The sequence below is a fragment of the Zhihengliuella sp. ISTPL4 genome (assembly GCF_002848265.1).
Lineage (GTDB): Bacteria > Actinomycetota > Actinomycetes > Actinomycetales > Microbacteriaceae > Microbacterium.
In genome coordinates this window covers 1,920,614-1,946,582 of the sequence record NZ_CP025422.1, presented here as the reverse complement: position 1 = coordinate 1,946,582, position 25,969 = coordinate 1,920,614, and the positions used below count along the sequence as shown (strand labels likewise).

At 70.4% G+C, this 25,969-nt stretch carries 27 protein-coding genes; 16 read left to right on the top strand and 11 right to left on the bottom strand.

Annotated features, from left to right (window positions below; genetic code table 11):
* Window positions 1–5: 5 nt before the first annotated feature.
* On the top strand, window positions 6–1,298 hold the full coding sequence (locus tag CYL12_RS09335) for a hemolysin family protein (protein ID WP_101847359.1): 1,293 nt from the start codon (window positions 6–8) through the stop codon (window positions 1,296–1,298).
* Window positions 1,299–1,322: 24 nt separating this feature from the next.
* Here the strand turns inward: CYL12_RS09335 and CYL12_RS09330 are convergent, their stop codons facing one another.
* The gene (locus CYL12_RS09330) at window positions 1,323–2,225 is read right to left on the bottom strand and encodes an arginase family protein (protein WP_101847358.1); all 903 of its coding nucleotides are present in this window, start codon (window positions 2,223–2,225) and stop codon (window positions 1,323–1,325) included.
* 38 nt (window positions 2,226–2,263) lie between these two features.
* Complete coding sequence (locus CYL12_RS09325; RefSeq protein ID WP_101847357.1) at window positions 2,264–2,806, bottom strand: small multidrug efflux protein; 543 nt, start codon at window positions 2,804–2,806, stop codon at window positions 2,264–2,266.
* A gap of 158 nt (window positions 2,807–2,964) precedes the next feature.
* On the opposite strand from CYL12_RS09325, the gene CYL12_RS09320 reads away from it, so the two are divergent.
* From CYL12_RS09320 to CYL12_RS09275, 10 genes are all read left to right on the top strand, one after another.
* On the top strand, window positions 2,965–4,152 hold the full coding sequence (locus tag CYL12_RS09320; RefSeq protein WP_233486698.1) for a sensor histidine kinase: 1,188 nt from the start codon (window positions 2,965–2,967) through the stop codon (window positions 4,150–4,152).
* Window positions 4,149–4,751 carry a response regulator transcription factor gene (locus CYL12_RS09315; protein ID WP_101847355.1) on the top strand — a complete coding sequence of 201 codons (603 nt, stop codon included), beginning with the start codon at window positions 4,149–4,151 and terminating at the stop codon, window positions 4,749–4,751. The genes CYL12_RS09320 and CYL12_RS09315 overlap by 4 nt, the downstream gene beginning before the upstream one ends.
* A gap of 219 nt (window positions 4,752–4,970) precedes the next feature.
* Window positions 4,971–5,735: a 23S ribosomal RNA methyltransferase Erm gene (erm, locus tag CYL12_RS09310; RefSeq protein ID WP_101847354.1), complete on the top strand. Its 765-nt coding sequence runs from the start codon at window positions 4,971–4,973 to the stop codon at window positions 5,733–5,735.
* Window positions 5,736–5,818: 83 nt separating this feature from the next.
* The gene (thrC, locus tag CYL12_RS09305; protein WP_101847353.1) at window positions 5,819–7,222 is read left to right on the top strand and encodes a threonine synthase; all 1,404 of its coding nucleotides are present in this window, start codon (window positions 5,819–5,821) and stop codon (window positions 7,220–7,222) included.
* 208 nt (window positions 7,223–7,430) lie between these two features.
* Complete coding sequence (locus CYL12_RS09300; protein WP_101847352.1) at window positions 7,431–8,771, top strand: purine-cytosine permease family protein; 1,341 nt, start codon at window positions 7,431–7,433, stop codon at window positions 8,769–8,771.
* Between the two features lie 42 nt (window positions 8,772–8,813).
* Complete coding sequence (locus CYL12_RS09295; RefSeq protein WP_101847351.1) at window positions 8,814–10,361, top strand: hydantoinase/oxoprolinase N-terminal domain-containing protein; 1,548 nt, start codon at window positions 8,814–8,816, stop codon at window positions 10,359–10,361.
* 1 nt (window position 10,362) lies between these two features.
* Window positions 10,363–11,463, top strand: coding sequence for a DUF917 domain-containing protein (locus CYL12_RS09290; RefSeq protein ID WP_101847350.1), 1,101 nt, complete (start codon window positions 10,363–10,365; stop codon window positions 11,461–11,463).
* Window positions 11,460–12,560 (top strand): DUF917 domain-containing protein, encoded by a 1,101-nt coding sequence (locus tag CYL12_RS09285; protein ID WP_101847349.1) that lies wholly within the window; start codon window positions 11,460–11,462, stop codon window positions 12,558–12,560. Before CYL12_RS09290 ends, CYL12_RS09285 begins: the two co-directional genes overlap by 4 nt.
* A 10-nt stretch (window positions 12,561–12,570) precedes the next feature.
* A complete protein-coding gene (locus tag CYL12_RS09280) occupies window positions 12,571–13,599 on the top strand; it encodes an S-methyl thiohydantoin desulfurase domain-containing protein (protein WP_101847348.1) in 1,029 nt (342 codons plus the stop codon).
* Window positions 13,596–15,110, top strand: a complete 1,515-nt coding sequence (locus CYL12_RS09275) for a helix-turn-helix domain-containing protein (RefSeq protein ID WP_101847347.1) — start codon at window positions 13,596–13,598, stop codon at window positions 15,108–15,110. Before CYL12_RS09280 ends, CYL12_RS09275 begins: the two co-directional genes overlap by 4 nt.
* Before the next feature lie 21 nt (window positions 15,111–15,131).
* Here CYL12_RS09275 and CYL12_RS09270 read toward each other — a convergent pair whose 3' ends face one another.
* The 6 genes from CYL12_RS09270 to CYL12_RS09245 all read right to left on the bottom strand — a co-directional run bounded on the left by CYL12_RS09270 (window position 15,132) and on the right by CYL12_RS09245 (window position 19,421).
* Complete coding sequence (locus tag CYL12_RS09270) at window positions 15,132–15,542, bottom strand: VOC family protein (protein WP_101847346.1); 411 nt, start codon at window positions 15,540–15,542, stop codon at window positions 15,132–15,134.
* A gap of 44 nt (window positions 15,543–15,586) precedes the next feature.
* Window positions 15,587–16,345 carry an SDR family oxidoreductase gene (locus CYL12_RS09265; RefSeq protein ID WP_101847345.1) on the bottom strand — a complete coding sequence of 253 codons (759 nt, stop codon included), beginning with the start codon at window positions 16,343–16,345 and terminating at the stop codon, window positions 15,587–15,589.
* Window positions 16,346–16,355: 10 nt separating this feature from the next.
* Window positions 16,356–16,631, bottom strand: coding sequence for a hypothetical protein (locus CYL12_RS09260; protein WP_101847344.1), 276 nt, complete (start codon window positions 16,629–16,631; stop codon window positions 16,356–16,358).
* A gap of 145 nt (window positions 16,632–16,776) precedes the next feature.
* A complete protein-coding gene (locus CYL12_RS09255) occupies window positions 16,777–17,946 on the bottom strand; it encodes an RtcB family protein (RefSeq protein ID WP_101847343.1) in 1,170 nt (389 codons plus the stop codon).
* Window positions 17,947–18,220: 274 nt separating this feature from the next.
* A complete protein-coding gene (locus tag CYL12_RS09250) occupies window positions 18,221–18,622 on the bottom strand; it encodes a VOC family protein (RefSeq protein ID WP_101847342.1) in 402 nt (133 codons plus the stop codon).
* A gap of 31 nt (window positions 18,623–18,653) precedes the next feature.
* Window positions 18,654–19,421, bottom strand: a complete 768-nt coding sequence (locus CYL12_RS09245; RefSeq protein WP_101847341.1) for a siderophore-interacting protein — start codon at window positions 19,419–19,421, stop codon at window positions 18,654–18,656.
* 100 nt (window positions 19,422–19,521) lie between these two features.
* Between CYL12_RS09245 and CYL12_RS09240 the strand changes: the two genes are divergently transcribed.
* Genes CYL12_RS09240 through CYL12_RS09225 form a run of 4 tightly spaced genes read left to right on the top strand, consistent with a single transcriptional unit; the run spans window position 19,522 to window position 23,341 of the window.
* Window positions 19,522–20,517 carry a siderophore ABC transporter substrate-binding protein gene (locus CYL12_RS09240; RefSeq protein WP_101847340.1) on the top strand — a complete coding sequence of 332 codons (996 nt, stop codon included), beginning with the start codon at window positions 19,522–19,524 and terminating at the stop codon, window positions 20,515–20,517.
* Between the two features lie 49 nt (window positions 20,518–20,566).
* Window positions 20,567–21,553 (top strand): ABC transporter permease, encoded by a 987-nt coding sequence (locus CYL12_RS09235; RefSeq protein ID WP_101847339.1) that lies wholly within the window; start codon window positions 20,567–20,569, stop codon window positions 21,551–21,553.
* Window positions 21,554–21,560: 7 nt separating this feature from the next.
* Window positions 21,561–22,589 (top strand): iron chelate uptake ABC transporter family permease subunit, encoded by a 1,029-nt coding sequence (locus CYL12_RS09230; RefSeq protein ID WP_101847338.1) that lies wholly within the window; start codon window positions 21,561–21,563, stop codon window positions 22,587–22,589.
* A complete protein-coding gene (locus CYL12_RS09225) occupies window positions 22,586–23,341 on the top strand; it encodes an iron ABC transporter ATP-binding protein (RefSeq protein ID WP_101847337.1) in 756 nt (251 codons plus the stop codon). The genes CYL12_RS09230 and CYL12_RS09225 overlap by 4 nt, the downstream gene beginning before the upstream one ends.
* 7 nt (window positions 23,342–23,348) lie before the next feature.
* On the opposite strand, the gene CYL12_RS09220 is transcribed toward CYL12_RS09225, so the two are convergent.
* From CYL12_RS09220 to CYL12_RS09210, 3 genes are read right to left on the bottom strand one after another with little or no spacing between them, the layout of a single operon-like run.
* On the bottom strand, window positions 23,349–23,546 hold the full coding sequence (locus tag CYL12_RS09220) for a hypothetical protein (protein ID WP_101847336.1): 198 nt from the start codon (window positions 23,544–23,546) through the stop codon (window positions 23,349–23,351).
* 38 nt (window positions 23,547–23,584) lie between these two features.
* Entirely contained in the window at window positions 23,585–24,544 is a 960-nt protein-coding gene (locus CYL12_RS09215) for a DNA-3-methyladenine glycosylase family protein (RefSeq protein ID WP_101847335.1), read from the bottom strand.
* Between the two features lie 55 nt (window positions 24,545–24,599).
* Window positions 24,600–25,313 (bottom strand): winged helix-turn-helix domain-containing protein, encoded by a 714-nt coding sequence (locus CYL12_RS09210; protein WP_101847334.1) that lies wholly within the window; start codon window positions 25,311–25,313, stop codon window positions 24,600–24,602.
* A 330-nt stretch (window positions 25,314–25,643) separates the two neighbouring features.
* Between CYL12_RS09210 and CYL12_RS09205 the strand changes: the two genes are divergently transcribed.
* Window positions 25,644–25,952 carry a GNAT family N-acetyltransferase gene (locus CYL12_RS09205; protein ID WP_101847333.1) on the top strand — a complete coding sequence of 103 codons (309 nt, stop codon included), beginning with the start codon at window positions 25,644–25,646 and terminating at the stop codon, window positions 25,950–25,952.
* Window positions 25,953–25,969 lie beyond the last annotated feature (17 nt).

The window sequence follows — 25,969 nt, the reverse complement described above, 5'->3', positions numbered from 1 at the left end:
CGCTGATGGGCGATCTGCTCTGGAACATCGCCCTCGTCCTGCTCTTCGTGCTGATCGGCGGTGTCTTCGCTGCGACGGAGATGGCCCTGGTCACGCTGCGTGAGAGCCAGCTCAACGCGATCGCCGCTCGCGGCCGTCGCGGAGCGAAGGTCGCCGCCCTGGCCCGCAACCCCAACACCTTCCTCTCGGCGGTGCAGATCGGCGTGACCGTGGCGGGCTTCGCGTCCGCCGCCTACGGAGCGACCTCGATCGCGCCGTCCGTCACGCCGCTGCTGGAGGGCTGGGGTGTCGCGCCTCCGCTCGCGATGACGCTCGCCACGATCGTGCTGACGCTGATCATCGCGTACCTGTCGCTCGTGCTCGGTGAGCTCGTGCCGAAGCGGCTCGCGATCCAGCGCAACGCGCAGTTCGCGTACGCCGTGGCGCCGGCGCTGAACGGCTTCGCGACCGTCATGCGCCCGGTGATCTGGCTGCTGTCGGTCTCGACGAACGCCCTCGTCCGCGTGCTCGGCGGCGACCCGCACAAGACGAGCGACGAGCTCACCGACGAGGAGGTGCGCGACATCGTGGCGACCCACCAGGGCCTGCCCGACGACGAGCGCCGCATCCTCGACGACGTGCTCTCCCTGCGCGGACGCCAGGTGAGCGAGGTCATGCGCCCGCGTCCCGAGGTCGTGGCGCTCGACGAAGCGGCGACCGTGGGGGCGGCGATGGAGCAGGTCCGCGAGCTGCCCTTCTCCCGGTACCCCGTGTCCCAGACGTCGATCGACGACATCACCGGCTTCGTGCACGTGCGCGACCTCTTCGAGGCCGCGGCCCACGATCCGGAGCGTCCGCTGCAGGGGTTCGTCCGCGACATCCCCTACATCCCGTCCACCGCGCGGGTGCTGCCCACCCTGACCCGCATGCGGGCGGAGGGGCACCACATCGCGGTCGTCGTGGACGAGTACGGCGGCACCGATGGTCTCGTCACGCTGGAGGACCTCGTGGAGGAGGTCGTCGGCGAGATCTTCGACGAGTACGACGCCGAGGTCTTCATCTCCGCCGACGACGGCTTGGACGGGCGCCTCAACCTGCAGGACTTCGAGGAGGCGACGGGGCTCGCGATGCCCCGGGGGTCTTCCGACACGATCGCGGGATTCGTCACCGAGCAGCTCGGCCGGCTCGCCGTGGTCGGCGACACCGTCGAGGTGCCGGGCGCGACCATCCAGGTGGCCGAGGTCGACAGACGGCGCATCGCGCGGGTGCGGGTCTCGATGCACACCGATCCGGGTGCCGAGCGGGGCGTCGAAGACTGACGGACCGTCGGGTGGCGGGGCGCGTCAGGCGCGCGCCCCGCTGCCCAGCTCGCGCAGTCCGTCGCTGAGGATCTCGGTGAGGAGCCGCGCGTAGCGCCCGTCTGGATCGAGGTCAGGATCGAACACGGTGATGCTCGCGCCGATCGCCTGTGGGGCGAGGGCGCGCAGGAGAGCCGTGAGCTCGGCCGCGTCGAGACCGCCCGGGTCCGGGCTGTCGACGGCGGGCATCACCGACGGGTCGAGCACATCGACGTCCAGCTGCAGCCAGTAGCGGCCGCCGGCGGACGCGGCGGTCTCGGCGGCGACCGCGTCGGCTCCCCGCGCCAGCACGTCGGCCGCCGGCGTGACGCGCGCGAGGAGGCCGCGGACCTCCGCCTGCTCCTCGTCGTCGGCGCGGTGCCCGATGTGAGCCGTGCGGGCGGGGGAGAAGTACGGCGCGAGGTCGTCGATATCGGCGATCGCCGGCCAGTGCTCGCCGACCGCGGCCGCCAGTGCTTCGCCGGCCACGCTCGCGCACTCGTCGCTGTTGCCGGGGTGGCGGAAGTCGGTGTGTCCGTCGATGTGCACGAGGCCCGCGCCGCCGCGGCGCTTCACCGCGATCCCGGCGGCGACGAGGATGCCGCAGTCGCCGCCGATCACAAGCGGAGCGCCCCCTGCGTCGAGGACCTCGCCGATACGCGAAGCCAGGCGGAGGGAGTGGTCGACGAATGCGGCCTCGTTGCGTACTCGGCCGGCGGGCCGCGTGGCGTCGTCGTCCACGTAGCGCCCGGCCAGGACGATGCCGCCGTCGCTCGCGCCCCGGTCGGTGAAGCGCCGGAACAGCCCCGCCTCCCGGAACGCCTCCGGCGCCTTCGCGGAGCCGGGCACGCTGCCGGGCTCCGGTGGGCGCAGGCCGAGGTTGCTGGGGGCCGACAGCAGTGTGATCATGCGCTCATCCTGGCCCGGGCGTCCGACATCGCCTCCGCTCAGCGGATGGCGTAGACGGCGCTGCCGACGATCACCGCGATGACCGTCGTCCAGCCGACGATGGCGACGGCCTGCCACACGAGGATGCGCCCCTTGCCGATGCCGGACGCGGCCAGCATGGTGGCGGTGAAGTGCGTCGGCAGCAGCAGCGGTCCGAGCAGGCTCACGCCGGGGACGCCGTAGCGCTCGAACGCGCGCTGGAACTTCTCGCGGCGTGCGGAACCGTGTCCGGTGTCCACGGGGGTTCCTTCGGCCTCCAGGCTCGTCCCGCCGCCCACCGTCACCGGCTGCTTCGCCCGCGAGCGGTCCACGATGGCTCGGCGGGCGCCGGCGCTGGCGAGCACGAGGATCGCGACGCAGAGGAAGTTGCCCACCATCGCGGCGATCGCCGCGACCACGGGCGGGATGCCGCCGAGGATGCCGATGCTCGCGGCACCCTCGCCCTCGACGAAGGGGACGGCGCCGGCGAGGGCCACGATGAGCGGCTGGACGAGGTCGGGGACCTGGGCGACGAGGTTCTGGAAGGTCTCGATGAGGTTCATGGGGGGATGCTCCGGGTGTCGGTGCGGACGGTCTCTCCGTCGCGATGACCCCAGTCCAGCCGATGCCGCCCCGGGACGGCAGTGCCACCGCGTCACCGCTCACCGTGCGGTTCGCACCCGGATCCCGTGACATGTGTCACGCCTCTATCGTGGGGAGCGTGAGCAGTCCTTCCCCCGCCCCCTCCGATCCCGGTCCCGGTGCCCGCCAGCTCGCGCGCGGCATCACCGCCACCTGGTGGTACACGGTGACGGCTGTCCTCTTCATCGAGCTCATGCTGGTCGGGGCGTGGACCGGCATCGCGGTGGCCCTCGACCTCTCCGGCATGGCACTCGTCGTCGTGGGCGTCGGCGGCATCGCCTGGACCGCGTCCACCCTTCCGCTGCTGATCGACTACCGTCATCGTGTCGACGCCGGGCCGGGAGTGGCGTGGCCTCGACTTCTTGTGCCGGTCCTGGTGGCTCTGGGGTACGGCGCGGGCGCGGGCGCGCTGGTCGGCTCCTGGCAGCTCGCTGCGATGCCGGTGGTGCAGGTCCTCGTGCTGTTGAGCTGGCCACGGGGGATCCGCGTGCGCGTCGTCGTGGTCGCGACGGTCGTCCTCGTCGCTCTCGCCCTGGTCGACTCGGCCATGGCCTTCGCCGCCGGCGTCCCGTGGTGGGTCCCCGTGATTTACGGAGCCATGCTGCCCGGGATGACCGTGAGCTCGCTGTGGTGGTGGGACGTGCTCGTGACCCTCGACCGGGCGCGCGCCTCGGAGGCGCGACTGGCGGCGACGCAGGAGCGCCTGCGCGTGGCCACGGACGTCCATGACCTGCAGGGCCATCACCTTCAGGTGATCGCGCTGCAACTTGAACTGGCGGAGCGCCTGCTCCCCACAGACCCGGGCGCCGGAATGGAGCAGCTCCGTGCGGCGCGGGCGAGCGTGGACGACGCGCGACAGGGCACCAGAGACCTCGCCACCCGCTTCCGGTCGGTGCCCCTCGGTGACGAGCTGGCAAACGCCCGAGATCTGCTCGAGGCGGCCGGACTCACGGTGGACGCCCGGATCCACCCGGACGCGGATGCAGCACCCGCGGCCGACCTCGGCCCGGTGATCCGGGAGACGACCACGAATGTCCTGCGGCACGGACGCGGCGGTCACGCCCGTCTGGTCCTCGATCGGACGGCGGACGCCTGGCGGTACGAGGTCGCCAACGACGCGGACCCCGCGTCCGAGGACGGGGCGGGTGGCTCTGGACTCGACGGCGTCCGCCGCCGGATCGGCGAGGCGGGTGGCACGTTCGAGCAGCGCCGGGTTGCCGACGAGTTCCTCGTGACGGTGACCGTACCGGCGGAGGCCGCGCGATGATCCGTGTTCTGCTCGCGGATGACGAGGGCATGATCCGCTCCGCGCTCGCCGCGCTGCTGCGCCTCGAGGCCGATATCGACGTCGTCGCCGAGTGCGCGGACGGCGAGCAGGCCGTCGTCGAGGCTCTTCGGTTGAAGCCGGACGTCTGCCTGCTCGACCTGGAGATGCCGGGCCTGGACGGCGTGCAGGTCGCGGAGAAACTGAACCGTGCCATCGCCACCCGGTGTATCGTCGTCACCCGCCATGCGCGGCCCGGTGTGCTCCGACGCGCGCTCGCCTCCGGGGTCTCGGGATTCCTCCCCAAGTCGCGAGGCGCGGACGAGCTCGCCGCGATCATCCGTCGCGTCGCGGCCGGCGCCCGGTACGTCGATCCGGAGATCGCGGCGGATGCGCTGAGCGATGAGCGCTCGCCGCTTACCGACCGTGAACTGGATGTGCTTCGCGCCGGGCGACGAGGAGAGACGACGGGACAGATCGCTCGGGCTCTGGCGCTGGCACCGGGCACGGTACGCAATCACATCTCCGTCATCCTCGGGAAGCTCTCGGTGGCGACTCGTCAGCAGGCGGTGCTGATCGCCGAGGAGCGCGGCTGGATCTGAGCGCTATGCTGGCGGACATGGGAACAATATGCGCTGCGCCCGTGATGGGGCGCACCCTCGTGTTCCGCGACCGCCGCTCCTGACGGCGCGCTCGCGTTCCTCACGGCTCTGCGCGCCGTCCACCGAGATGTCATCGCACCTCGGGGCGGGCGATCCGACGACGCTTCTCGCGTCCTCCCTTCCTTCGAGGTGCTCCGATACTTCCTCTGGAGCGCACTCATGCCTCGTTCAACCCATGGCGGCCGTCACGAACTCGGCCAGAACTTCCTCACCCACCGTCCGACGCTGGCTCGCATCACCACCCTCGTCGCGCGGACGTCCGGCTCCATCCTGGAACTCGGATGCGGGGACGGCGCGCTCACGCGCTCCCTCGCCCGGCTGAACCGACCGCTGACGGCGATCGATATCGACGAGCACCGTGTGCAGCGGTTGCGCCGGACGCTGCCCGGCGTGCAGGTCGAGGTCGCCGACGCCACACGCCATCCTCTGGACGCGGAGGTCGTCGTCGGCAACATCCCCTTTCACGTGACCACCCCGATCCTGCGACGGCTGCTGACGAGCGGGCAGTGGAGGGAGGCCGTGCTGCTCACCCAGTGGGAGGTGGCGCGCAAACGCGCCGGCGTGGGCGGTGGCACGATGATGACGGCGCAGTCGGCGCCGTGGTTCACGTTCTCCTTGGAGAGCCGCGTGCCGGCGTGGGCATTCTCACCGCAGCCGAGCGTGGACGGGGGAGTGCTCTCGGTCGCGCGGCGCGGTTCACCACTCGTTCCAGTTTCCGAGCGGAGGCCGTATGAGGCCTTCGTGCGAGCGGTGTTCACCGGCCGGGGATCCTCTCTCACTGCGGTGGTGGCGTCCGCCGCCCAGATCCCGAGCTCCCGCGCACGACGTGCCGTGGCAGACGCCGGGGCCGACGGGCGGCGTCTTGCTCGCGATCTGCGCCCCGAGCACTGGGCTGCGCTCTGGCAGCATGTCTCGCGACGATGAGCGCGCACTCCCGTCATCCCGTCAACTCGATGCGGAACAGCCTGCGAGAATGGAGGCGCCGAGTCCCGAGCCGAGGAGCACACGTGCCGTTCATCTCCACCCGCGGCGGCATGCAGCCGCAGTCGTTCAGCGAGACGCTGCTGGAGGGCCTGGCGCCCGACGGCGGTCTGGCGGTCCCCGATGTGATGCCGGAGGTCGACGGCGAGACGCTCGAGCGCTGGCGGGCGCTGACGTATCCGCAGCTCGCGACCGAGGTGCTCGGTCTCTTCGCGACCAACATCCCCCGGGAGGACCTCGCGCGGATGACGGCGGCGGCGTACGCCGACTTCCCGGACGGCGTGGTCCCGCTTCGTCGCGTGGACGACGACCTCACGCTGGTCGGCCTCTCCGAAGGACCGACGCTGGCGTTCAAGGACATGGCGATGCAGTTCCTCGGGCAGGTGCTGGAGTACACGCTCGAACGCCAGGGGGCCGTCCTCAACATCCTCGGCGCCACCTCGGGCGACACGGGCTCGGCAGCGGAGCACGCCCTGCGCGGCAAGGAGCGCGTCGCGGTGTTCATGCTCTCGCCGCAGGGCCGGATGAGCGCGTTCCAGCGAGCGCAGATGTTCTCGCTCGATGACGCGAACGTGCACAACATCGCGGTGGAGGGCGTCTTCGACGACTGCCAGAACCTCGTGAAGAAGCTCGCCGGCGACCTGGACTTCAAGCGCGCCCAGCACCTGGGTGCCGTGAACTCGATCAACCTCGCCCGCATCACCGCGCAGACCGTCTACTACTTCTGGGCGTGGCTGCGCGCGACCGACGCCGGCGGCTGGACTGAGGTGTCGTTCACCGTGCCCTCGGGGAACTTCGGCAACATCCTTTCCGGATTCTTCGCGAAGCAGATGGGGCTGCCGATCCGGCGCCTTGTTCTCGCCGCGAATGAGAACAACGTCCTCGACGAGTTCTTCCGCACGGGCGTGTACCGCCCCCGCAGTGCCGCGCAGACGCTGGCGACCTCGAGCCCGTCGATGGACATCTCGAAGGCGTCGAACCTCGAGCGGTTCGTCTTCGAGCTCGTGGATCGCGACCCGGCGCGCGTCGTCGGCGCCTGGGACGACCTGGAGGCGCAGGGCTTCTTCGACTTCTCGGCTGAGCAGCCGCGATTCGCGGAGGAGTTCGGGATCGTCAGCGGCACCTCGACGCACGAGGACCGCCTGGCGACGATCCGGGCGGTGTACGAGGCCTCGGGCGAGGTGATCGACCCGCACACCGCGGACGGCGTGAAGGTCGCACGGGAGTATGTGGAGCCCGGCGTGCCGATGCTGGTGCTGGAGACAGCCAAGCCCGAGAAGTTCGCCGAGACCATCCACGAGGCCATCGGAGTCGAGCTGGCGTACGCTCCCGAGCTCCGCGCCATGCTCGACGCCCCTCAGCACGTGACCGAGATGCCCGACGACGAGGACTCCCTCCGTGCCTTCATCGAGGCGAACGCCCTGCACTGAGCCGCGAGACCCCGCTTTCGCGCCGAAACCCCCTGTCTCCGACGCCGGAGACAGGGGGTTTCGACATGAACCCGGGGCCTCGGCGAGTAACAACGGAGTGTGCGATGTGCATGGAGAGAGGGGAGATCAGGGCGGAGTGCACATATCGGGAAGGTGGCGGGGTGAGTACCGTGGCGGGCAACCCGTTCCCTCCTCCCGAAGGATCCTCATGGCACGCACGGCGCACGCAGACGACTTCGCGCTCTCCCGAGTGACTCCTGAGGCCCGCAAGCCCTGGTTCGGAATCGCCGTTCAGCGATTCGGACAGGTCTCGGCCCTCTCGCAGTTCCTCCTCGGCGCGACCCTCGGTTACAGCATGACCTTCGGCGAGGCCGTCCTCGCCTTCCTCTTCGGCTCGATCATCCTCGAGGTGATCATGTGCGTGGTCGGCTTCATCGGCCAGCGCGAGGGCCTGAACACCGCGCTCCTCGCCCGCTGGACCGGCTTCGGCGAGATCGGCGCCTCGCTGGTCGGGCTCGCGATCGGCATCAGCCTCATCGGCTGGTTCGGGATCCAGTCCGCCATCTCCGCGCAGTCGCTCGACGCCCTGATGCCGGGCGCCCTGCCGGTGTGGGCGTGGAGCCTCATCTTCGGCCTCGCCGTCACCGCGATCGTCGCCTTCGGCTTCGTCGGCATGCAGTGGCTCGCGAACATCACGGTGCCGCTGTTCCTGATCCTCGTGGGCTGGTCCGTCATCTCCGAGCTCACCCGCCACGACATCGGAGAACTGCTCACCGGCCCCGCACCCGGCCCCACCATGAGCGTCTGGGCGGGCACCGGCATCGTCGCCGGTGGTCTCATCGTCGGGGCGATCATCACCGGCGACATGACCCGGTTCAACCGCTCCCGCGCCGACGTGATCAAGCAGACGGTGCTGGGCGTCTCCCTCGGCGAGTTCGTGATCGGTCTCGCGGGCGTGCTCCTCGCCCACGCGGCGGCGACCGGCGACATCGTCGCGATCGTCACCTCGTCCGTCGGCTTCATCGGCCTGTTCATCGTCCTCACCGGCACGCTGAAGATCAACGACTGGAACCTGTACTCCTCGACGCTGGGCCTGGTGAACTTCATCTCGACCGCGTTCGGAAAGAACCTGCACCGGGTCACCACGACGATCGTCCTCGGCGTGGTCGGCTCGGTGTTGGCCGCCGTCGGCATCCTCGGCCAGTTCACCGAGTTCCTCGTCGTGCTCAGCGTCGCGTTCCCGCCGATCGCCGGGATCATGGTCGCGGAGTACTACGTGGTGCGCCGCTGGCGTCCCGAGCTCGACGCGACCCGTGCCGCGGGGACCCTGCCCGCCACCGCCCCGAGGATCGTCCCGGCCACGATCGTCGTCTGGCTGGTCTCCTCGCTGGTCGGCTACTTCGTGACCTGGGGCATCCCGTCGCTGCTCAGCCTCTTCCTGTCGATGGTGCTCTACATCATCGCGGGCAAGCTCGGCTGGGTGCGCGGCGTCGGCGTCGCCACCACACGGCAGGCGAACCCTGTCGACAGCGCCCCCGCCGCGGTCTGAGTAGACCCGCCGGAAAGAACCTCCCCCACGAAAGCGAGCATCATGCACATCGGTATCGACGTCGGCGGCACCAACACCGACGCCGTCCTCATGGACGGCACCCGCACCCTGGCCGGGGTCAAGCACTCCACGACCCCGGACGTGACGAGCGGGATCGTCCAGGCCATCGAAGACCTCCGTGCGGGGCACTCCTTCGAGGGGGCCGACATCGACGCGGTGATGATCGGCACGACGCACTTCATCAACGCGCTGGTGCAGGCGAGCCGACTCGCTCCGGTCGCGGCCCTCCGGCTCGGCCTGCCCGCGACGCGCGCCCTGCCGCCGCTGATCGACTGGCCGGAGGTGCTCGTCGCGGCCACCCGGGCGCGCAGCTATCTCGCGCACGGGGGCTACGAGTTCGACGGCCGCCCGATCTCGCCGCTCGACCCCGACGAGATCCGCGCGCACGCCGAGGACATGAAGGCGCACGGCATCCGCTCCGTCGCCATCTCGTCGGTCTTCAGCCCGGTCAACCACGACCTCGAAGTGCAGGCGGCCGAGATCGTCGCCTCGGTGCTGGGGGAGGACGCCGCCATCTCGCTCTCGCACGAGATCGGCCGCATCGGACTGCTGGAGCGCGAGAACGCGACGATCATCAACGCCGCGCTCCGCGAGCTCGCGTCCGAGATCGTCGACGGACTGACCTCCGCCGTCCGCGCGCAGGGCATCGAGGCGCCGATCTTCCTGAGCCAGAACGACGGCACGCTCATGGACGAGGACTACGTGCGCCGGTACCCGGTCGCGACCTTCGCCTCCGGGCCCACGAACTCGATGCGTGGAGCCGCGGCCACGAGCGGCCTCGTCGACTGCGCCGTCATCGACGTGGGCGGCACCACCGCCGACATCGGCCTGCTCATCAACGGCTTCCCGCGGGAGACGGCGAACGAGGTGAAGGTCGCCGGCATCCGCACGAACTTCCGGATGCCGGACGTGCTCTCCCTCGGCATCGGCGGCGGCAGCATCGTCGACGAGGAGACCGCCGAGGTCGGCCCGGCCTCGGTCGGCTACAGGCTGACGACGGAGGCGCTGGTCTTCGGAGGCTCGACCCTCACGGCCACCGACATCGCGGTCGCCGCCGGTCGCGCGCAGGTGGGGGACCCCGCCAAGGTCGCGCACCTGGACCCCGCTTTCGTGGAGCGGGTGCTCGCCCGGATCGCGGAGCGGGTGGCGGAGGCGGTGGACCGCATGCGCACGTCGCCCGAACCCATCGCGGTCGTGGCCGTCGGTGGCGGGTCCATCCTGCTGCCCGACGAGCTGCCGCTGTTCGGCACCGTGCATCGGCCGGAGAACTATGCGGTCGCCAACGCCATCGGCGCCTCGATCGCGCAGGTCGGTGGCGAGATCGACAAGGTCTACGCGATCGAGCCCGGCCGTCGCGATGAGACCATCGCCGAGGTGCGCGCGGAGGCCGTCGACAAGGCCATCGCGGCCGGTGCCAAGCCCGCGACCGTGACGATCATCGACTTCGACGAGGTCCCCATCCCGTATCTTCCCGGCAACGCCACGCGCATCCGCGTGAAGGCCGTCGGCGACCTCGACATGGGGGCCTGACATGAGCACGACGATCACCGCCGCCGACATCGACGGCCTCGCCCGCGGCGCGGCCGTGCTCGGCACCGGCGGAGGTGGCGACCCGTACATCGGCGCCCTGCTCGCCCGCCAGGCCCTCGCCTCCGGAGACGTCACGGTCGTGGCGCTCGACGAGGTGCCGGACGACGCCCTCGTGCTGTTCGTCGCGATGATGGGCGCGCCCACCGTCATGGTCGAGAAGCTGCCGAGCCTCGCGGAGGTCATTGAACCGGTCAAGGCGCTCGGCATCCATCTCGGCCGCCCGGTCACGCACATCGCCTGTGCCGAGGTCGGCGGGGTGAACTCGACGATCCCGATCGCCGCCGCCGCCGCGCTCGGCCTGCCGCTCGTCGACGCGGACGGCATGGGGCGCGCCTTCCCCGAACTGCAGATGGTCCTCCCCACCCTGTACGGCGTGACGGCGTCACCCCTCGCGTTCAGCGACGAGAAGGGGAACACAGGGGTGCTGCAGACCGCCGACAACTCCTGGACCGAGCGCATCGCCCGCGTCGCGTGCGTCGAGATGGGCTGCTCCGTCATGATCTCCGGCTTCTCGATGTCGGGTGCCGCCGCACGCCAGTCGCTGGTGGCGGGATCGCTGTCCCGGTGCATCGAGATCGGGAAGCGGATCGCGGAGGCTCGCGAAGAGAAGACCGACCCCGTCGCCGCTGTCGTGGAGCTCCTCGGCGGCCGCGAGCTGTTCGGCGGCAAGGTCGCCGACGTGAACCGGGCCACGACGACGGGCTTCGCGCGCGGTCGGGCACGGATCGACGGAGAGGGCGGCACCTCGCTGACGCTGCAGTTCCAGAACGAGCATTTCGTCGCCGAAGCGGACGGGCGAGTGCTGGCGACCACGCCCGACCTCATCATGGTGCTCGACGGCGAGTCAGGGGAGCCCGTCACGACCGAGGGGCTGCGCTACGGACAGCGCGTCCGCGTGATCGCCGCTCCGGCCGATGAGCGCTGGCACTCGGACGCGGCTCTCGCGATGGTCGGCCCGGGGTACTTCGGCTACGACATCCCAGCGCATCGGTTCGACGGCACGGTCTCCGCCGGAGACGCCGCGGCAGGGGCCGCCGCATGAGCTGGGAGCTGACGGCGGCGGACCTGCCCGACCTCGCCCGCGGTGCGACGCTGCTCGGCACCGGCGGCGGGGGCGACCCGTACATCGGCAAGATGCTGGTGGAGCGGGTGCTCGGCGACGGGACCATCACGATCCTCGATCCGGACGACCTCGCCGACGACCTCTTCGTGATCCCGACCGCGCAGATGGGGGCGCCGACCGTGATGGTCGAGAAGATCCCCGCCGGGACCGAGCCCACCCTCGCGCTGCGCACCCTGGAGGATCACCTCGGCCGCAAGGCCGAGGCCACCATGCCGATCGAGTGCGGGGGGATCAACTCGATGATCCCGCTCATCGTCGCCGCGGAGACCGGACTGCCGGTCGTCGACGCGGACGGCATGGGACGCGCGTTCCCCGAGCTGTCCATGGAGACCTTCGCGGTCTACGGCGTGCACGGCTCGCCGCTCGCGCTGGCCGGGGAGCGCGGGGAGCGCGTCGTCATCGACACCGGAGACGACGACCGTCAGATGGAGTGGCTCGCTCGAGGCATCACCATCCGGCTGGGTGGCGTCGGCCACATCGCCGAGTACGCCATGACCGGGGCCGACGTGCGACGGACCGCCGTGCCGCGGACCATCTCGATGGCTCTCGCGCTCGGCCGGGCGATCCGGCTCGCGCGTGAGGAGCACCGCTCGCCGTTCGAGGCGATCGCCGCGACGCTCTCGACCACGCTCTACCCGCACATGCGCGAACTCTGCGTCGGGAAGGTGGTGGACGTCGAACGGCGGACCACCGAGGGCTTCGCCAAGGGGAGGGCCGCCATCGCTCCGCTGGGCGCCGAGGACGACACGTTCGAGATCGCGTTCCAGAACGAGAACCTCACCGCGCGGCGCGGCGGACAGCTCGTCGCGATCGTTCCCGATCTCATCTGCGTCGTCGATCACGAGACCGCCGAGCCCATCACCACGGAGGGCCTCCGCTACGGTCAGCGGGTCCGGGTGCTCGGCATCTCCACACCGGCGATGATGCGTACGCCAGAGGCGCTGGCGGTATTCGGGCCCTCGGCCTTCGGGCTGACCGAGGAGTTCGCCCCCGTCGAGCGGATGGCTGCGTCCTAGGCTGGACCCCATGAGGCTGGAGCGGGATGATCTGGAGGCGCTCGCCCGCGGGTACGCCCTGCTCGGCTCCGGGGGTGGTGGCTCCACGACGATGCTCGAACTCATCCTCGACACCACCGCGCACTGGCCTCTCGACGTCGCGCCCGTGGACGCGCTCGATCCCGCCACGCCCTGTCTCGGCGTGGCCTTCGTCGGATCGACGATGCTGCTCGGCGAGCGGATGCCCGGCGCCGCGCCCTTCGCCCCGCTGCTGCGGGCGGTGGAGCGGTGGCTCGGGCACCCCGTCCCCGCGGTCTGCTCCCTCGAGGGCGGCGGCATGAACGGGCTCGCGCCGCTCACCCTCGCCGGATCGCACACCGTGGTGGACGCCGACTGCACGGGACGCGCTGTGCCGGGCCTCGATCAGATGTCGTTGTTCGTCGACCGCGTGCCGGGGCTGGTCTTCGCGTGCGAGACCGGGGCCGACGGGGTGGCGCTGGTGGAGGCGACGAGGGCGATCGATGCGGAGCGCGTGGTCCGTTCGGCCATCATCCAGGCCGGGGGTGTCGGCTGCGCCGTGCTCGCCGGCTTCACCGTCGGCGACCTGCGGGAGCACGCCATCGCCGATCACCTCGCCCGCGCGCTCTTCCTCGGTCGCAGCTTCCTGGCGCACCGGTCGGCACCGCTGCCGGTGCTGGCCGAGGTCCTCGGCGGGACCCTGCTGACCGAAGGGCGCATCGTGACCGCCGCATCCTCCGAGGCCGATCCGCACGTGAACGCGGTCGAGATCGCCGGACTCGGCGGCGCGGTGCACCGCATCGTCACCCGGTCGGAGACGCTGGCCGTGCTCGCCGACGGTCTGCTCGTCGCCGCGGCCCCTGAGATCATCGTCATCCTGGACGCCGTGTCGCGGGAGATCCTGGAGGTCACGGATCTCACGCCCGGTCGTACGGTGGCGGCTCTCGCCCTGCCCGCTCCGGAGTGGTGGAACGCTCGGCCGGAGCGCCGGGCCCGTGTCGTCCCTTCCGCGTACGGACTCGTCGATCTGGACGCGGCATGAGCGGGGCGCTTGCTCTGTCGGCACTGTTGGCGCAGGAGGAGAACGGCGTCCTTCGCCACGTCGCCGGCCCTCGGGATGTGGTGTGGGACGCGGTCGTGGTGGAAGCCGGAGAATTCGACCTGCCCGACGATGGCGCCGCCCGGCTCGCGATCCTCACGGCCGGGGCGCCGGTCGCCACCTGGCAGCAGGATGCGATGCTGCGCCGCGTCCGTGACCGCGGCTTCACCGGGCTCGCCCTCCCCGGTGCCGCAGACGTGGACCCGGGAGCGCTCCGCCTCGCGGACAGGATCGGTCTCGCCTTGCTCGACGTGAAGAGACCGGTGCAGCTCGCCCGCGCCTGTTGGATGCTCATCGAGGCCAGGGACGCCCTCACGCTCACGCGGGTGCGGAAGGTCGCGCAGTCCTTCGAGTACGCCGCTGCCGACCTCGGCGATCTGCTCGGGCACCTCGCGGCGAACCTCGGGCTCGGCGTCGCGCTCATCGATGCCGCGGGGGTGCTCCGCGAGGCCGGGGGTCGCCTGGGTGCCGAGCTGCACGCGGCGATCCGGTTCGACTCATGGAGCGACGGCGCCAGGGCCGGGGAGGGCGCGGCCGCCTCGGTACGGGTGGACAGCCCCGGCCGGTCCGGCCTGCGCCTCGTCCTGTTCGGCGACGGCTTGGGAGAGGCGCAGTTGCAGTCGCTCATGGTCGCGGCGGAGGTCGCCATGCCCGCCGTCGCTGCCCGCATCCTCATCGACGAGATCGCAGCCGTGAACGACGTCGCCGCCTCCTCCGGGCTGCTGCGCGACTTCGTCGAGCTCCGTGGAGCCGCGGACGCCGATGTGGAGCGACGCATGGCGGAGCGGGGGTGGCGCACGGGTGGGCATCACCTCGGGTTCCGGATGGTGGCGCGCGGTCGGCTCGAACCGCTCGCGCTCCTGCGCGCGATCAGGCCGAGGCTCAGCGCGATCGACGCCGAGGCTCATGCGACCACCGCCGGCCGAGGGCTCAGCGGCTGGCTCTCCTTCACCGAGGCTCCGGGCCCCGATCGCATCGAGCGGGCCGTGGGGGCGCTGCGTGACCTCCACCTCGCAGCCTTGCGCGACTTCGCGGTGGCGACCGGGGTGGGCTCCGCACAGACGGGACCCGAGGGGCTGGCGGCGACGCTCGATGAGGCCGGCGACGCAGCGCGCATCGCTGCGGACCGATCCGCGACGGGATGGTTCGTCCGCGTCGATAGCCTCGGGCTCGAGCAGCTCCTGCTCGCCTGGACCGGCAACGACACCTTCGTCCCGGCGGCGCAGTCGCTGCTCGCCCCCCTGAGGGAGGGCAACGGGGAGCTGCTCACGACCCTGTCGGCGTACCTCGACCACGAGTCCGGCATCGCGGCCACGGCGACCGCACTCGGTCTGCACCGCAACACGGTCGCCGTTCGGATCCGCCGCGTTCAGGAACTCCTCGGCCTCGACATGAGCGATCCGGAGGCGCGGCTGGCGCTGCATCTCGCGTGCCGCGCCGTGCTGCCGCGCTGAGTCCGGCTCACCGCCCGGCGGTCACTCCGGGTCGCCGTGCAGCATCCAGGCGATCCCGAAGCGGTCGATGAGCATGCCGAACGTCCCGCCCCACGGCGGTACGTCCAGCGGCATCGTGATCGTGGCGCCCTCGGAGAGCCGGTCCCAGACCTGCTGAGTGACCTCCTGGGTGTTGCCGCTCAGGGACACGGAGATGCCCTGCGGCTTCTCGTAGGTCATCCCCTCCGGGGTGTCCGAGGCCATGAGGACGAGGCCGTCCGGTGTCGTGAGCTGCGCGTGCATCACGAGGTCCTTCTGGCTCGGGTCCTGCACCATGTCGGGGAAGTCGCCGAAGACGCTGATGTCGAGATCTCCGCCGAGAACGCTCTGATAGAACGTCATGGCCTCGCGGGCCTCGGTGCGGAAGGAGAGATAGGGATTGAGGTTCGCCATGGGTGCTCCTGGTCGCTCGACTGCTGGATGATCCCCGCCCCTGCTCAGTCTGCGCGCGCCGGCACCGCCTCGGCAAGCCATTCCGTGAAAGTCTGCCTCCCGCGTACCGCGTCGGGTCCCGGCAGCGCGTTCCCTGCGCGCATCCCGGCCATCTGCGGACCGGGCACGTTCAGCGCCGGGATCCATCCGCGGTATCCGATGCGTCCCGCGTACGCCCGGACCATGTCGGCGAGCTGCTCCTCGCGGGGGCCGGCGAGGTCGGGCACGCGACCCTGCGCGTCGCCCGTCGCGAGCGCGACGAGCCGTTCGGCGACCTCGCGGGCCGCCACCGGCTGCGTGCGCGCACGCGGGGCGAGATGCAGCGGCCCCGCCTTCGCGCGCGCGAACATCTGCGCGGCGAACTCGTGGAACTGCGTGGCGCGGAGGATCGTCGAGGGGACGGCGGCCGCCGAGACCAGTTTTTCCTGGGCCACTTTGCCCGCGTAGTAGTCGTAGGGGATCCGGTTGATGCCGACGATGGAGAGCAGGACGACGTGTCCCACGCCGGCGTCCGCGGCGGCGGTGAGGAGGTTCCCGGCGGCGGCCGTGAAGAACTCGATCGCCGTGCTCGCCTTCAGGGTCTCGACGCTCACGACATCGATCACGGCATCGGCTCCGGTCAGCGCCGCCTCCAGCCCGCGCCCGCTGACCAAGTCGACGCCGTGCGAACGACTGAGCACGACGGCCTCATGACCGGCGCTCCGGACGGCCTCCACCGTGGGCGTGCCGACGACGCCGGTCCCTCCTGCGACGACGATCCTCATGCGTCGATCCTCACTCCCGATCCAGCCCGAAAGTGCGCTTCACGAGCGCCTGCACATCCCGGTCGAGCCCGTCGATGCGGGCGTTGACGCCGTCGATGCGCGTGCCGACCGCGTCGAACCGGGTGTTGACCGCGTCGAAGCGCGCGGTCATCTCGTTGCTCAGGCCGCCGATCTCGCTGCGCAGGACGCGGATGAACAGCGTCGAGACGACCGTCAGCATGCCCATCATCAGCGCCGTGAACGCGCCGATCATGGTCCAGACCTGTGCACCGTCCATGGTTTCCATCCCCTCATCGTGGCACCGGATCCTTCAGCCTGCCAGCATCCTGGCGGACGCCACGCCCGGCGACTCGCGCTCTGTGGAGACACCGGGAATCGCGGGGATTGGGGAGGAAGGGCCGGGCGAGGATCCCTCCTCACCCGGCCCTCGGTCAGTCGCCCTTCACGTTGACGAGCTGGCGCAGCGTGTGCCGGATCCGCACCAGGCTCGCCGCATCCTCCATCACCCGATCGATGGGCATGTAGGCCTGGGGGATCTCATCGATGAAGGCGTCGGTGTCCCGGAACTCGATGCCGGCCATCGCCTCCCGCAGCTGCGCGTGCGTGAACGTCTTCCGCGCCGCGGACCGCGAGTACTCCCGCCCGGCACCGTGCGGGGAGGAGTTCAGCGACAGTGGATCGCCGAGTCCCTCCACCACGTACGATGCCGTGCCCATCGACCCGGGGATGAGTCCGGGCCGACCCGCGTCCGCCTGGATCGCGCCCTTGCGGGACACCCAGACGCGCTTTCCGAAGTGCATCTCCGACTCCGTGAAGTTGTGGTGGCAGTTGATCCGCTCCTCTTCCTCGACCGGGGCGCGGAGGAACGCGGAGAGCTGCCGGATGACGCGGTCCATCATCTCCTCGCGGTTCAGCAGCGCGAAGTGCTGTGCCCACCGGAGCTCGCGGATGTAGCGCGTGAACTCCGGCGTGCCCTCGACGAGGTAGGCCAGATCGGGGTCGGGCAGGTCGACCCACCATTGCTTCGCCAGCCGCTGCGCGACCGCGATGTGGTTCCCGGCGATCCTGTTGCCCACGCCACGGGACCCGGAATGCAGGAACAGCCAGACCCGGTCGAGCTCATCCACCGACACCTCGATGAAGTGGTTCCCCGAGCCGAGCGTGCCGAGCTGGAGCCGCCAGTTCTTCGCGTAGCTCTCCGGATCGAATTCGGCAGCGGCGGCCCGCTTCTCCAGCTCGGCGATACGCGGTGCGGCCGTCGCCACGATCTTGTTGTTGTAGCGCCCGGCCGACAGTGGGATCGCGCGCTCGATCTGCTCCCGGAGCTCGGCGAGGTCGCGCCCATCGAGGTCGTCCTTCGTGAACGGCGTGCGGACGGCGATCATGCCGCAGCCGATGTCGACGCCGACGGCCGCGGGGATGATCGCGCCGAGCGTCGGGATGACCGACCCGACGGTCGCCCCCTTGCCGAGGTGCGCATCCGGCATCAGCGCCAGGTGCGGGTGGATGAACGGCATGCGCGAGGTGGAGCGGGCCTGATCGAGGGTCTTCTCATCGATCAGGGACGCCCACGACAGCAGCCGTGCGGAGAGCCTCTCCATGATTCCTTTCCTTGTGGTGGTGTCCGGCCACAGGTCAGGGAGTCTTCCGACGGAAAACGCCCCGGACCTGACGGTGCGGGGCGTTGCGAGAGCGGATGCTGTCACACGGCGCGCGCCGGAGGGTACGACTCGTCGCGGTCATTGCGCTTCGGCTGAAGCGGCAATGCCACGTTCTGGGCAAGATTCCGCGGGGCGGTCATCCGTCGTCTCCTCGGCTGGTGTGCTGCACCGGTCGGCACAGCCTTGCCACACTAGGCGGCGACACGCCCGGGCGTCAAGCGTCCTTCGGCGGGTTGTACATGAACTCGAGCCGGATGCCATCGGCGTCCTCGACGAAGGAGGCGTAATACCGGTCGCTGTACCGCGGGTACTCCTTCGGCTCGCGCACGGCGGTCCAGCCGGCTTCGAGTGCGAGGTCGTGGAGCCTGTCGACCTCGGCGCGCGACGGCACGGCGAAGGCCATGTGCTGCCAGCCCACGCGGCCATGCCGGTGAGGTGCGGAATCGTCATCCCAGGTGTAGAGGATGATCTCGGTCTCGTCGCCGCTCTGCCACGAGATCGCGTGAGCGTCCTCGCCGCCGAGCTCGTAGCCGAGCGCGGCGAGCACGGGATGGAACTGCGCGCGTCCGCGTTCGAGGTCGGCGACGGTGATGCCCAGATGATCGAGGAGTGCCATGCGCCCAGTCTGTCAGCGCAGCGACCCCGTGTCAGTGGGGAGCGTGGTATTCGGCTTCGCCGCGCTTCCAGTACCCCTTCACGACGGCGTTCGCGCTGTCCACGCCCCAGCGTGCCAGCAGAGCCCTCCCGGGCTTCACGATGGCCTGCTCGGCGGCGATGAAGATGAACGGGTCGTCTCCGACGGCGTCGTCGGCGGTGAGCGCGTCGAGGAAGGCGATCAGCGCGGAGCCGGCAGGCGCCTCGCCGCGGTGCAGCCACTCGACCGCCACCGGGGCGTCGATCTCGACCTCGTGGTCTGCCGACGCGGTCTCGATGGCGATGCGCGCCGGCGTGCCCTCGGGGATTAGCCCGGCGAACCGGCGGATCGCCGGGATGGCGGTCTCGTCGCCCACGAGGAGCCAGGATCCGGGGTCTCCGGTGAGCACGGCCGCGCCGCGGGGGCCCCCGACGCCGATGGTCGAACCCAGCGGGGCGTTCGCGGCCCACGGGGCGGCCACGCCCTGGTCGCCGTGCACGGCGAACTCGACGTCGAGCCAGTCGTCACCCCACGCGAGGGGCGTGTACTCGCGGCTCGGCGCGGCACGGAGCTCCTCCACCGACCCCACCGGGCCGTCTGGGAAGAAGAGCCGCATGTGGTCGTCGGAGCCGGGGGAGTCGAAGCCGGCGAGGTCCGGCCCGGACAGGCGGACGCGCACGAAATCAGGAGCGAGCCACTCGCGGGCGCTCAGCGTGACGTTGCGGAAGCGCAGCTCGAGGCCGCGACGCTCGATCGAGAAACCGGATTTCGTATCGCTCATAAAGTAAGGCTAACCTAAAAACTGACGCGGTCGGCTCGCCCGCCCGTCGGACCGGCGCCCCACGAGAGCGCACACATCCCCGCAGAACAGGAGTCTCTCCATGTCCGTGCCCAGAACCCTCACCGCCACGAGCGTCGCTCTCGTCGGCCTGCTCGCCCTCTCCGGCTGCGCGTCCGGCGGCGAAGCCGAACCCGAAGAGACCACGGCGGAATCGGGGACCGTGACCATCGAGGACAACACCGGCACGCACGAGATCACCACGCCGCCGACCTCGGTCGTCGCTCTGGACAACCGGACCTTCCAGACCCTTTCCGACTGGGGTATCGAGCTCTCCGCCGGTGCGGTCTCCCTCATGCCGGACACCGTGTCGTACGTGAAGGATGAGGACGTCGTCGACATCGGCCTGCACACCGAGCCCGATCTCGAGGCCATCGTCGCCGCCGACCCCGACCTCATCATCAGCGGGCAGCGGTTCACGCAGCACAACGAGGCCATCGCGGATCTCGTCCCGGACGCCACCATCATCGACCTGGAGCCCCGGGACGGCGAGCCCTTCGACGAGGAACTCAAGCGGCAGACCACCGTCCTGGGCGAGATCTTCGGCAAGGAGGACGAGGCCGAGAAGCTCGTCGAGGAGTTCGACGCCGCGGTGGACCGCGCGAAGGCCGCCTACGACGACGCCGACACCGTCATGGCGGTGAACACCTCGGGCGGGCAGATCGGCTACCTCGCTCCGACCGTCGGCCGCTCGCTGGGCCCGATCTACGACATCCTCGGCCTCACGCCGGCCCTGCAGGTCGACGACGCGACCGACGACCACCAGGGCGACGAGATCTCGGTCGAGGCCATCGCCGCCTCGAACCCCGACTGGATCCTGGTGCTCGACCGCGACGCCGTGTTCGCCGCGGAGACGCCGGACTACGTGCAGGCGGCGGAGATCATCGAGAACTCCGAGGCGCTCGCCGGCGTGACTGCGGTGAAGGACGACCAGATCGTCTACATGCCCACGGACACCTACCTCAACGAGAGCATCCAGACGTACACGACGTTCCTCAACGACCTCGCCGACGCGCTCGAGAAGAGCGCCGACAAGTAAGGGCTGTGCGGCGGCGTCTCGACCGAGACGCCGCCGCCGGCATCTCCCCATGACCTCTCCTCTCCTCATCTCGACGCCGCGATCGTCCGCGCGGCTGTTCGACCCGAAGCTGCTCATCGGCGTGCTCGTCGTGGCGGTGCTTCTGGCGATCTCGCTCTTCACCGGTGTGTACGACATCGCTGGCGCCGACGACGGCGCGCAGATGTTCCAGATCACCCGCGTTCCCCGCACGATCGCGCTCGTGCTCGCCGGTGCGGCGATGGCGATGGCCGGCCTCGTGATGCAGCTCCTCACGCAGAACCGCTTCGTCGAGCCGACCACCACCGGGACGACGGAGTGGGCAGGGCTCGGGCTCCTCATCGTGATGGTGCTCGTACCGCAGCCGTCCCTGTCGCTGCGCATGGCCGGCGCCGTTCTCGCCGCGTTCGTCGGCACGATGGTGTTCTTCGCCTTCCTTCGCCGCGTCGCGCTGAAGTCGTCGCTCATCGTGCCGATCGTCGGCATCATGCTGGGCGCAGTGGTCGGCGCGATCACGACCTACTTCGCGCTCGTCACGAACTCGCTGCAGATCATCGGCGTCTGGTTCGCGGGCAGCTTCACGTCGGTGATGCGCGGACAGTACGAGATGCTTTGGATCGTCGCGATCATCGGCGTCATCGTCTTCCTCGTGGCCGACCGGCTGACCATCGCCGGGCTGGGGGAGGAGATCGCCACCAACGTCGGGGTGAACTACAACCGGATGATCCTGCTCGGCACCGCGCTGATCGCGGTGACGACCGGTGTGGTCACCGTGGTCGTCGGCAACCTCCCCTTCCTCGGTCTCATCGTCCCGAACATCGTCTCGATGGTCCGCGGCGACGACCTGCGCAGCAACCTGCCGTGGGTGTGCCTGCTCGGCATCGCCATCGTCACCGTCTGCGACATCATCGGGCGGACGATCATCATGCCGTTCGAGGTGCCGGTGTCGCTGATCCTCGGTGTCGTCGGCGCCGTCGTGTTCGTCCTCCTCCTCCTGCGGCAGCGTCGTCGTGGCTGAGGCGACGATGACGGCGACGGAGGCCCCGCGGACGAGGCGGTCGGCCGGCGCGTTCACGACCCCGCGGGCACGACGCCGCTACATCCTCGTACTCGTGGTGCTCGGCGTCATCGCCGTCGGCTCCGCGTTCGGTCTCCTCGCCTGGGACAACCCGCTCCCGGTCGGCACGCCCGGGTTCTGGCGCATCGCCCAGCACCGCGCGACCGCCGTGGTCGTGATGGCGCTCGTCGCGGTCGCCCAGGCGGTCGCCACGGTCAGCTTCCAGACCGTCACCAACAACCGGATCATCACGCCCTCGATCATGGGCTTCGAGTCGCTGTACCGGGTCGTGCAGACCACGACCGTATACCTCTTCGGCGTCGCGGGGCTGGTGGCGATCCAGGGCGTCGGCCAGTTCGCCCTCCAGGTCCTCATCATGGTCGCGCTCGCCGTCCTCCTCTACGGGTGGCTCCTGTCCGGCCGCTACGGCAACCTCCAGATCATGCTGCTCGTGGGCATCGTGATCGGGGGCGGTCTCGGGGCGATCGCCACCTTCATGCAGCGCCTGCTCACCCCCAGCGAGTTCGATGTCCTTGCCGCCCGGCTGTTCGGCAACGTCTCCAACGCCGACCCCTCGTACCTGCCGCTCGCCATCCCGCTCGTGATCGCGGCCTCCACCCTGCTCTGGCTGCGCTCGCGGCGGCTGAACGTGCTGGCGCTCGGTCCCGATGCGTCGAAGTCGCTCGGGCTGGACCATCGCCGGGAGCAGTTCATCGTCCTGACGCTCGTCGCCGTGCTGATGGCCACCTCCACGGCCCTCGTGGGTCCGATGACCTTCCTCGGCTTTCTCGTGGCGACGCTCGCCTACCAGTTCGCCGATACGCACGACCATCGACTGATCTTCCCGGTCGCCGTCCTCACCGCGTTCTCGATCCTGGCGGGGGCGTACTTCGTCATGAAGAACGTCTTCTACGCGCAGGGCATGGTCTCGATCCTCATCGAGATCGTGGGCGGCACCGTGTTCCTCATCGTCATCCTCCGGAAGGGCAGACTGTGATCGCACTCGACGGCGTCCGCCGTGACTACAGCAGCGAGGTCGCGATCGGCCCCGTCGACCTCCGCATCCCCACCGGCGGGATCACCGCCCTCATCGGGCCGAACGGCGCGGGCAAGTCGACGCTCCTGACGATGATCGGCCGGCTGAACGGGATGGACGCAGGAGCCATCGAGATCGCCGGCCTCGACGTGGCCTCCACGAAGTCGAAGGATCTGGCCAAGGTGGTCTCGATCCTCCGCCAGGAGAACCACTTCGTGACGAGGCTCACGGTGCGACAGCTCGTGGGCTTCGGCCGCTTCCCGCACTCCCAGGGACGCCTGACGAGGGCCGACGAGGAGGTCATCAGCCAGGCGATCGACTTCCTCGACCTGGGTGCGCTCGAAGGGCGCTACCTCGACGAGCTCTCCGGCGGGCAGCGGCAGCGGGCCTATGTGGCCATGGTCCTCGCACAGGACACGGAGTTCGTGCTGCTGGACGAGCCCCTCAACAACCTCGACATGCGGCACGCGGTGCAGATGATGAAGCACCTGCGGCGGGCGGCGGAGGAGCTCGGGCGGACGATCGTCATCGTGTTGCACGACATCAACTTCGCCGGACACTACGCCGACCACATCTGCGCCATGAAGGACGGCCGGGTGGTGGAGTTCGGTACCCCCGCCGAGATCATGACGGACGACGTGCTGAGCCGCGTGTTCGACACCCCGGTGCAGGTCGTGGACGGCCCGTCGGGCCCTCTCGCCGTCTACTACTGAAGGCCCGTCACAGCTCGACGCCGTGGTCCTCGTCGTTCACGCCCGCGTTGTGACCGCGGCGGGACTCGTAGCCGAGGAACCAGCCGAACCACACGATCGCGGCGAGCAACACGCCCAGCCAGACGTTCTGGAAGATGAGGCCGAGGACGACACCGGCGATCAGCAGGCCGACTGTGACGAAGATGCGCAGGGCGGAGCGGGACATGCGCACAGCATACGTCGGCCGACGGGCGAACGGGCAGGTCAGCGCCGGCGGTGGTCCTCCGGCGCGAGCCGGGGTCCGCGCCGCGCCTCGGCGACACCGCTCGCGAAGATGAGGCGGATGACGCGCTGCCGGTGGCCGGCCCAGGGAGCGAGCAGTTCGACCATCCCCGCGTCGTCCGTGCGGTGTCCCGTCAGGGCATGCCCGACCTCGTGCGCCAGATGGTAGTCGCCCACACTGACGGCATCGGGGTCGCCCAGGGCGCGGATCCGCGTCTCGGCGGCGGTCCAGACGCCGACTCCCGGCAGGCTCGTGAGGACCCGATCGCGGTCAGCGCCGGTCGTGGCCGCTCGGACGGCAGCGGCGATGCGGTCGCCGCGCTCCGCCGCCCGCACGATGGTCTTCGACTGCGGCGGCTCCACACCGGCGCGATGCCACGCCCAGGACGGGATGCATCGCCACTGCGCCGCCGTGGGAGCGACGGCCATCGGTCGCGGCGTCGGCCCCGGTGCCGGGTCGCCGTAGCGCGACACGAGGTACCTCCAGGCGCCGAAGGCCTGCATGGAGGTGACCTTCTGCTCGAGGATGCCGCAGGCGAGGGCATCGAAGACCTCGTCCGTCCGTGCGAGCCGGATTCCGGGTTGTCGCCGGGCCGCCTCGGCGATGAGGGGGTGCAGGGAGGGATCGAAGCCGGTCGGGTCGTCGCTGGCACCGCACAGCGCCGGCACGAGGGAGAGGGCGTGCTCGGCGCCCGGACCCCAGGCGCTCGCCTTGACCTCGTTCCCCGACATCCGCAGGGCCAGCGTCGACGGTCCTTCCGGGGTGCGGACCGCGCGCCAGATGACGGGACCGTCGAAGACCGTCGTGGGATCGGTGCCGCCGCGGCGCAGCATGCCGACGGTGCGCCGGAGATCGAGCGGGTGCGGCGGGCGGTACGTCGTCTTCCGCGGAGCGTCCGCGCGAACGGCGCCCACCGTCGCGGGGGCGGCGGCGAGGGTCATGCGCCCACCCTACGCGCGGCTCCTGACACCGGCGTTCGGGCTCAGCGGAAGCGGCTCAGAAGCGGTCCGGCGACGGGGTGCCGTGGCCGTAGCGGATGACGACGTCGGCGTGACGATCGAAGCGGTAGCCGATGCCGCGCACGGTGCGGACGATGTCCTCGTAGCGGCCGAGCTTCGCCCGCAGCCGGCGCACGTGCACGTCGATCGTGCGCTCGCCGGGCGTCTCGTCGTCCTGGGCCTGCCAGAGGGCGGCCACGAGCTCGCTGCGCTCGATCGTGCGGCCCTCGCGGAGGACGAGGTACTGCAGCAGCTCGAACTCCTTGTACGTGAACGCGGCGGACTCGCCGTCGATGAGCACGCGCTTGCGGGAGATGTCGACGGTGACGCCGGACTCCTCCGGCGTGGTCTCCTCCTGGGCGGCGGCCTTGGTGCGGGCGATCGCGCCGGGCTCCTGCAGGGCGAGACGCACGACGTCGAGGTCGCGGCCGCCGGAGCCGTGCGGGGCGAGGGCGACGGTGGCGTGGGTCTCGGCGCCGGGCGCGAGCTCCGCCAGCGTGCGGCGGAGGGCGTCGACGAGCAGCGGAAGGCTCACCCCGGCTTCGGCGGCCTTGATCTCGTCCAGGCCGACGTAGAGGGCGAAGCCGCGGGGCGAGCGGACGGCGGGGAGGTCGGCGCCGGCCGGGGCCAGCGGAGCCGACGCCTCGGCGGGGCGGACGGTGCGGTTCGGGGCGGTGACGGCGGGACGCTCGAGAAGGGCGGAGTTCGACATGATGATGGGTCCTCAGGACGTGAGCCCGACGGGAGAGGGCTCTGATGCGTTGCACGAATGACCGGCGGAGCCGGGATAGCGAGCACGGGTGTGTGCTCGGGACGCTGCTCTCGCAGATGGCGAGGAGTCAGGTCAGGCGGGGTGGCTGTTCGTTCAGCGACACATTCGGCAACACATGTCAACGCGACCGGGCATCATCATCCCGGCAGTCCCGTTCGCCTCCTGGGCGGACAAAGGGCGTGCGTTGATGGTCATGGGGGGATTATGTCCGATCGTGACGGGACATGTCAAAACGCCCGGGCGCGTCGCAAGAGGCGTAACGTGACACGGATGACGATCTCGCACACCGTCGGCGGCTTCATCCTGACCGACGAGAAGGACGCATCGCGATACACGCTCACGCGCGACGGGAAGCTCGTCAGCGTGCTCGATTACCGGGATGATGGGCATACCGTCGCGCTCACCCGGGCCTACACGGTCCCGGCATTCCGCGGGAACGGGTACGCGGGCAAGGTGGTCGAGGGCGCCGTGGCCGACATCGCGGAGCGCGGCGATCGCAAGGTCGACGCCGTCTGCTGGTACGTGGCGGAGTGGTTCGCCGCGCACCCGGAGCAGGCGGGACTCCTCCGCACCCGCTGACGCTCCGGCTGTGTGAC

What these genes read in the sequence shown, in the direction of transcription:
- CYL12_RS09240 (WP_101847340.1), top strand. Translation starts at nt 19,522, where the DNA reads ATGTCCGTGCCCAGAACCCTCACCGCCACGAGCGTCGCTCTCGTCGGC.
- CYL12_RS09215 (WP_101847335.1), bottom strand. Translation starts at nt 24,544, where the DNA reads ATGACCCTCGCCGCCGCCCCCGCGACGGTGGGCGCCGTTCGCGCGGAC.
- CYL12_RS09250 (WP_101847342.1), bottom strand. Translation starts at nt 18,622, where the DNA reads ATGGCACTCCTCGATCATCTGGGCATCACCGTCGCCGACCTCGAACGC.
- CYL12_RS09255 (WP_101847343.1), bottom strand. Translation starts at nt 17,946, where the DNA reads ATGGAGAGGCTCTCCGCACGGCTGCTGTCGTGGGCGTCCCTGATCGAT.
- CYL12_RS09265 (WP_101847345.1), bottom strand. Translation starts at nt 16,345, where the DNA reads ATGAGGATCGTCGTCGCAGGAGGGACCGGCGTCGTCGGCACGCCCACG.
- CYL12_RS09210 (WP_101847334.1), bottom strand. Translation starts at nt 25,313, where the DNA reads ATGTCGAACTCCGCCCTTCTCGAGCGTCCCGCCGTCACCGCCCCGAAC.
- CYL12_RS09230 (WP_101847338.1), top strand. Translation starts at nt 21,561, where the DNA reads ATGACGGCGACGGAGGCCCCGCGGACGAGGCGGTCGGCCGGCGCGTTC.
- CYL12_RS09205 (WP_101847333.1), top strand. Translation starts at nt 25,644, where the DNA reads ATGACGATCTCGCACACCGTCGGCGGCTTCATCCTGACCGACGAGAAG.
- CYL12_RS09290 (WP_101847350.1), top strand. Translation starts at nt 10,363, where the DNA reads ATGAGCACGACGATCACCGCCGCCGACATCGACGGCCTCGCCCGCGGC.
- CYL12_RS09325 (WP_101847357.1), bottom strand. Translation starts at nt 2,806, where the DNA reads ATGAACCTCATCGAGACCTTCCAGAACCTCGTCGCCCAGGTCCCCGAC.
- CYL12_RS09275 (WP_101847347.1), top strand. Translation starts at nt 13,596, where the DNA reads ATGAGCGGGGCGCTTGCTCTGTCGGCACTGTTGGCGCAGGAGGAGAAC.
- erm (WP_101847354.1), top strand. Translation starts at nt 4,971, where the DNA reads ATGCCTCGTTCAACCCATGGCGGCCGTCACGAACTCGGCCAGAACTTC.
- CYL12_RS09280 (WP_101847348.1), top strand. Translation starts at nt 12,571, where the DNA reads ATGAGGCTGGAGCGGGATGATCTGGAGGCGCTCGCCCGCGGGTACGCC.
- CYL12_RS09330 (WP_101847358.1), bottom strand. Translation starts at nt 2,225, where the DNA reads ATGATCACACTGCTGTCGGCCCCCAGCAACCTCGGCCTGCGCCCACCG.
- CYL12_RS09315 (WP_101847355.1), top strand. Translation starts at nt 4,149, where the DNA reads ATGATCCGTGTTCTGCTCGCGGATGACGAGGGCATGATCCGCTCCGCG.
- CYL12_RS09285 (WP_101847349.1), top strand. Translation starts at nt 11,460, where the DNA reads ATGAGCTGGGAGCTGACGGCGGCGGACCTGCCCGACCTCGCCCGCGGT.
- CYL12_RS09260 (WP_101847344.1), bottom strand. Translation starts at nt 16,631, where the DNA reads ATGGAAACCATGGACGGTGCACAGGTCTGGACCATGATCGGCGCGTTC.
- CYL12_RS09295 (WP_101847351.1), top strand. Translation starts at nt 8,814, where the DNA reads ATGCACATCGGTATCGACGTCGGCGGCACCAACACCGACGCCGTCCTC.
- CYL12_RS09335 (WP_101847359.1), top strand. Translation starts at nt 6, where the DNA reads ATGGGCGATCTGCTCTGGAACATCGCCCTCGTCCTGCTCTTCGTGCTG.
- CYL12_RS09300 (WP_101847352.1), top strand. Translation starts at nt 7,431, where the DNA reads ATGGCACGCACGGCGCACGCAGACGACTTCGCGCTCTCCCGAGTGACT.
- CYL12_RS09270 (WP_101847346.1), bottom strand. Translation starts at nt 15,542, where the DNA reads ATGGCGAACCTCAATCCCTATCTCTCCTTCCGCACCGAGGCCCGCGAG.
- CYL12_RS09220 (WP_101847336.1), bottom strand. Translation starts at nt 23,546, where the DNA reads ATGTCCCGCTCCGCCCTGCGCATCTTCGTCACAGTCGGCCTGCTGATC.
- CYL12_RS09245 (WP_101847341.1), bottom strand. Translation starts at nt 19,421, where the DNA reads ATGAGCGATACGAAATCCGGTTTCTCGATCGAGCGTCGCGGCCTCGAG.
- CYL12_RS09235 (WP_101847339.1), top strand. Translation starts at nt 20,567, where the DNA reads ATGACCTCTCCTCTCCTCATCTCGACGCCGCGATCGTCCGCGCGGCTG.